Source organism: Aquimarina sp. Aq107 (assembly GCF_943733665.1).
Taxonomy (GTDB): domain Bacteria; phylum Bacteroidota; class Bacteroidia; order Flavobacteriales; family Flavobacteriaceae; genus Aquimarina.
This window is the reverse complement of sequence record NZ_OX030782.1, coordinates 5493536-5500051: the sequence shown is the minus strand read 5'-3', so window position 1 is coordinate 5500051 and position 6516 is coordinate 5493536. Positions and strand designations below refer to the sequence as shown.

General features: G+C 32.9%; 4 protein-coding genes. All 4 read right to left on the bottom strand.

Features of this window, described 5'->3' with window-relative positions:
* Positions 1 to 2562: efflux RND transporter permease subunit (locus tag NMK29_RS23760; protein WP_254097302.1), on the bottom strand; the 2562-nt coding region annotated here is incomplete at its 3' end.
* A 5-nt stretch (positions 2563 to 2567) separates the two neighbouring features.
* Positions 2568 to 3731 carry an efflux RND transporter periplasmic adaptor subunit gene (locus NMK29_RS23755; protein ID WP_108805067.1) on the bottom strand — a complete coding sequence of 388 codons (1164 nt, stop codon included), beginning with the start codon at positions 3729 to 3731 and terminating at the stop codon, positions 2568 to 2570.
* 167 nt (positions 3732 to 3898) lie between these two features.
* Complete coding sequence (locus NMK29_RS23750; RefSeq protein ID WP_108805066.1) at positions 3899 to 4354, bottom strand: MarR family winged helix-turn-helix transcriptional regulator; 456 nt, start codon at positions 4352 to 4354, stop codon at positions 3899 to 3901.
* Positions 4355 to 4580: 226 nt separating this feature from the next.
* Positions 4581 to 6497, bottom strand: a complete 1917-nt coding sequence (locus NMK29_RS23745; protein ID WP_108805065.1) for an ABC-F family ATP-binding cassette domain-containing protein — start codon at positions 6495 to 6497, stop codon at positions 4581 to 4583.
* Between the last annotated feature and the right edge of the window lie 19 nt (positions 6498 to 6516).

Genomic DNA, 6516 nt, shown 5'->3' with positions numbered 1-6516 from the left:
AATCTCTGGCATAATTGAATTACGGATTTCTTCTAAAACATCTGTGGAACTCGTAGTTTCTGGATTTTTTAAATCCGCAGAAATCTGAACCTCTCTCCTTCCATCAAGATGATTGACCGCTACATCTCCTCGTTCTATAGAGTAATCCACTATTTCATTTAAGGGTATTCTCTCGCCTGCAGCTGTAGAAATCCTCATATTATCAAGATCTAGAATAGAAGATCTATTCTCTCTATCATAACGTACCCAAACTCTTATTTCATCCTGACCTCTTTGAAAACGTTGTGCTTGTATTCCAAAAAAACCTCCTCGTACCTGAGCCATAACATCGCTAAGGTTAAGACCTAGAGCATACGCACTTTCCTTAAGTTCTAGTTTAATTTCTTTAATCCCTGCAGGGTCATTATCAGCAACATCTTTAAGTCTAGAATCATTTTCTAGTATGGTTTTAAATTCTTCTTTTGCTGCTTTTAGTTCTCCTATATTACTTCCTAATAATGAAACCGAAACCGGACTTCCTCCAAAATTTCCACCAGACCCAAAAATCAATCGTTCCGTACCAAAAACAGGTCCTACTTTCTCACGAATTTTATTAGCTACTAAACCAGAATTAACAGCGTTAGGACGCTCCTCTCCAGGTAACATATTGATGCGTAAAGATGCATTGGAGGATGAGTTTACACTTCTAATTATATTTTCGAATAACTGTTTTCCTTCGTAATCTTCACCTACCAAAAACTCTTCACTCAATTCTTTATTTACAAGCCATGCTTTTTCTTCTATCATAGAAATAATAGAATCCGTAATCTTTTCATTAGTACCATTAGGCATACCTAAATCTACCGATATTACATCACTAGCAATCCGTGGAAAAAATGCAGTTCTAACAATCCCTCCTCCAACACTTCCAATTGTAAAAATTAATATTACAATGAAGATAGAGAAGGTGAAAAATTTATTTTTTAATGTAAAACTAAGAGCAGGGCTATAAAGATTATCACGAAGCCATCTCATAATTTTATCTCCGAAAGTATTAATATATCGTAGTTTTGAAAATAAACTAGCAATACCGGTTTTAGGTTTTTTATCCTCTGCTTTTAAAGCTTTCGAATGTGCTAAATGAGCAGGAAGAATAATTAAAGCTTCTACTAACGAAACACCAAGAGTAAGAATTACTATGACCGATACTTCTCCAAAGAAATCACCAATACGACCATCTAAAAACAAAAAGATCCCAAAAGCTATTATCGTCGTCAAAATTGCGGATACTATCGGAGGAATTACCTCCATTGTTCCATCAATAGCAGCCTGAATTGGGCTTTTTCCTTTTTCGTAATGTTGATAAATATTTTCGGCAATTACAATACCGTCATCTACTAGAATACCAATAACAATAATCATCCCGAAAAGGGATAAAACATTAATAGTAACATCAAAATACCCCGCCAATACAAACATTCCTAAAAAAGCGATTGGTAAGCCAAATGCCACCCAAAATGCCAAACGAGTATTAAGAAATAAAGACAAAAATATAAGCACCAAGATCATTCCTATAATTGCATTTTCTGTAAGCAATTTGGTACGTTGCACTAACGTAATAGATCGATCACTAATTACATTGAGTTCAACATTATTATATTTTTGATTAAATTCGTCTATATACGCTTTAGTGTTCTCTGCCGAAGAGATTAAATCTTCGGTATTAGTACTTGTTATCTGTACATTAACAGAAAGATTTCCATTAAAATATGATGCATTAGGTGATTCTGAGAAACGATCCCTAATCTCTGCAACATCCTTAAGTCTTATGGTACGTCCGGATGCATCTGCACGTATAATTAAGTTAGAAAGTTCATTGGCATAGTAGGATCGATTATTAGCACGGATAAGATATTCTTCGGCATTAGTCTTAATAGTACCTCCTGTAGTTAATATATTAGCCCGACTTACTGCTTGCGCGACCTCATTAAAACTGAGTCTAAACGCGAGCAGGTTATTTTCATTTACTGCAATTTCAATTTCTTCATCGGGATATCCACTTATACTTATTTGCGAAATACCGTCTATTGCTCTAAGATCATTTTCAATTTGTCTTGCAATTTGTTTTAAAGTGACCAATGGTATATCTGTTCCGCTTATCGCAAAATCTATAGTAGGTCTAATTGCTTCTTGTTTAGAAGTTACAATAGGTTCCATTCCCGTTGGAAACGAAGGCACTCTGTCCACCGCATTTTTAACTTCGAGCAGCATAAAATCGATATCTTTTCCTTTTTCGATTTCGACATTAATGCTTCCGCTATTTTCTCTAGAAGTCGAAGTAACTCGTTCTACTCCTTCCAAACCTTTAAGATTATCTTCGACCTTAAGTATAATACCTTCTTCTATCTCCAAAGGAGAGGCACCAGGATATACAACACTTATATTAATGTTTTTAGAATCGGTTAGTGGAAAAAATGATGACTTAAGCGATATTGCTCCATAAATCCCAAATGCTATAAAGGCAATTACAATTACATCAACAGCAACATGATATCTAATAAAATAAGAGATAATTTTACGCATAATTACTATTTTGAATTGGTACTAATCACGTTATTATCTGCAGCTGAAGAATTTATCGATTTGCCTTGATATATTTTTACGAGCATTCCTGCATACGCTCCAGGAACAGGTTTATTAAGGATTACATCTCCGTTTGGAACTCCAGTTAAGATTACCTTTTTGTCAGAAAAATAAACTGGCTTGACATCAATAATATCTAAAATACTATCTCTGACTACAAAAATCTTATCTCCTTGCTGAAGTAAATTGCGATCAATTTCTATTGCGTTCTCTGCTTTTCTGGCATTTAGATTTGCTTCTAAATACATTCCTTCTTTTAAAGACGGATCTTTAACCTCTATAAATGTAGTAATCGTCTGTGTAGCCTGATCTACGCTTCCGTTTATCCTACTCACTATACCTGTATAAAATTTAGATTTATTAAGATCGGAAAGTTCTACTGATTCTCCTATTTTTAATAAATCTGAGTATTCTTTTCCTACGGCTACTTCGATTTCATAAGCGCTAGTATCTATGAATTCTCCTAGCTTTTGCCCTTGACGAATTAAAGTCCCTTCTGTAACCAAAGCTTCTGTAAGAACTCCAGAAAACGGAGCCGAAATTCTATATTTAGACAATCGCTGTTCTAAATTTTTTACATTATAATATGTAGTGTAAATATTTCTACCAGTAATAAAATATTTTTCTTTTTCAGAGGTAGTTTCTGGTAGCTCCGGAGTTACCTTATTGATATCAAAATTAGTAAGGTAATTTTGCCATTTATCAAATATATCAGGATAATCCAGACGCAAATCCGGCATTATAGAAGTAATTAAGTTATATAAATTACTCTTAGCTGATTGTACTGACGCGTAATACTCAGAAGCATCAATCCTTATTAATGTTTGTCCTTTTTGATATTGTTGACCTGTTTTAAATAGTTTGGCACCTCCTTTAAAAACTCCCTGTACTTCAGAAAATAATTCTAATCGTCTTTTGGCAGTCAGATTACCATTTGCAGTTATCTTAATTGGGACAGTACCATTCTTAATTGTGTCTACAAACACAGTTTTAATAACCTTAGCAGATTTGGGCTTTATTCTCGTTTTACTATCAATAAGTGTTTTAGCTCCAAATAAAGCTCCGGCAATTAGTAATAATCCAAGAATAGAAAGTATTACGTTTCTCATACACAATAATTTGTTTAGACTTCTAACATGAAAAGCTGCACAAAACTATCAACAACAAACGTGTGATGCAGTTAAAGAACTCATAAAAAACAACCACCTTCTAAAAACCAAAAAAGACATCTAATAATTTTAGATATCTTTTTAATATTCTTTAAGATTTATTTATGTTAATCTGCTATTTCAGCGATTTTAGCTTTTATTTTCTTAAGCGTACCGATCAAATTTTCGATTTCCTCATTACTCAAACTTTCTTGCACAGCTGGTATCAAATCATACATAATAGGAGTTACTTTTTCGATTACTTCTTTTCCATAATCTGTTAGAAAAATTCTATTTACTCTTCTATCATTCTCATCGCTCTTTCTTACCACAAGATCTTTACTCTCCATTGTATTTACCAATCTAGTCATAGAGGTTTTATCACGATGTGTAATAAAGGCTAAATCATTTTGCGATTGCCCATCATTAACCCTTAGTCGCTTCAAAACACTCCATTGTTCTTTTGATAAATCCAATCCATTTTCGCTAAACGCTTTCTGAACTAGAAACCCAAAATCATAATGGATCTTTCCTATCCAGGATAACGCATGTGCATTTAAATCAATGGCTTTTGTATCATTCATACCTTGTATACTTTAATTTACGAGTACAAAAATATCTATAAATATTCAGTTGTACCTGATACAAACGACAAAAATTGAAATCAATTATAAGGTTCATTCTATCTTAACATTGTGGTAACATACGTTAATTTAAGTATGTTTAAAAAAAGTAACCTTGCACTAACAGAATTATAATTTTAGGTTTTCATTTTTAAACATCCTATAAATTAAACACCTTAAATAGGAGTTAAGATAATTTATCAATTTCTTCCTGCAATGTTTCCCAAGTTTCCATCAATGAAGCTAAATTTTCTTTTTTCGCCTGATATTTGTCAAAGAAATCAGGTTGAGCAATAGTTTGATCATAATTAATAGCTAACTCTACGTCTATTTCTTTTATTTCTTTTTCTAGTTTGTTGATCTTAGATTCTATATTACTAAGTTTATTATTTAATGATTTTAACTTTTTCTGACTCTCATACGATTGCTTAGCAGTTTCCTTCGTATTAGAAATAGATTTAGCTTGTTTATCTTTCTTTTCTATATCTCGAAGATCATCTACTCTTCTTTGTTCTAAATAATAATCTATATCTCCCAGATATTCTTTTATCTGTTTATTCTTAAATTCATATACAGTATTGGTTAACCCCTGAAGAAAATCTCTATCATGAGATACTAAAATCAAAGTCCCTTCAAAACTTTTTAATGCTTCCTTCAAAATATTTTTAGATTTAATATCTAAATGGTTTGTGGGCTCATCCATTACAAGCACATTAAAAGGCTCTAAAAGCATTTTACAAAGGGCTAATCGATTACGCTCGCCTCCAGAAAGAACCTTTACCTTTTTCTCTACTTCATCTCCTCTAAATAAAAATGCTCCTAACATATCCCTCACTTTACTTCGGGTTTTTTCATTTGCAGCATTAATCATAGTATCATGAATTGTTAATTCACCATCGAGATATTCTGATTGATTCTGTGCAAAATATCCTATCTGTACATTATGACCTAGTTTCAGATTACCGACATGTGATATCTCATCTATTATAATTTTAGCTAATGTAGATTTTCCTTGCCCATTCTGGCCCACAAAAGCTGTTTTAGAACCGCGTTCTACTAATAAATTAATATCTTTTAGAATCTCCTTTTCTCCATAGTTTTTACCAACTTTTTCTGCCTCTATAACTACTTTACCTGGCTGCACACTTATAGGAAAACTGATGTTCATTACTGCATTATCGTCTTCGTCTACTTCAATACGTTCTACTTTATCCAATTTCTTAATAAGCGATTGCGCCATAGAAGCTTTTGAGGCTTTCGCTCTAAATTTTTCGATAAGCTTTTCGGTCTGTTCAATCTGTTTAGATTGATTTTTTTGTGTTGCTAATTGCTGATCTCTTATTTCCTTACGAAGCACTAAATACTTAGAATACGGTTTATTATAGTCGTAAATTCGACCTAATGATATTTCTATAGTTCTATTAGTAACATTATCCAAAAACATTTTATCATGAGAAACTATAACTACTACGCCTACATAGTTTTTCAGAAAACCTTCTAACCATATAATAGACTCAATATCTAAATGATTAGTAGGCTCATCCAACAGGAGTACATCATTATTTTGCAATAACAACTTTGCCAATTCAATTCTCATGCGCCAACCTCCAGAAAAAGTATCCGTTAGTTTATCAAAATCCTCCCTTACAAACCCTAAACCTTGCAACACGCGTTCGGTTTCTCCTTGATAATTATATCCTCCTAGAATTTCATATTGATGCGTATAATCACTTAGGTCTGTTATCAATTGGTTATAACTCTCGCTTTCATAATCAGTACGTTCTGCTAGTTGAGTATTAATCTTATCTATTTCCCTTTCAATCTTCTTGATTTCTGTGAAGGCTTCATACGACTCTTCCAACACTGTTCTCCCTAAAACAAAATCAATATCCTGCTTTAGAAAACCAATTTTTATTTCTTTATCCATCGCTATCTGACCAGAATCTGGTTCTTGTTCTTTGGATAAAATTTTAAGCATAGTGGACTTTCCAGCACCATTTTTCCCTACTAGTCCAACTCTATCTCCGGCATTTAATCTAAAGGCAATTTCTTCGAAAAGATATTCTCCTCCAAACGAAATTGAAAGGTTATGTATGTTTAACATCAGCTTTTGAATCTTTTGT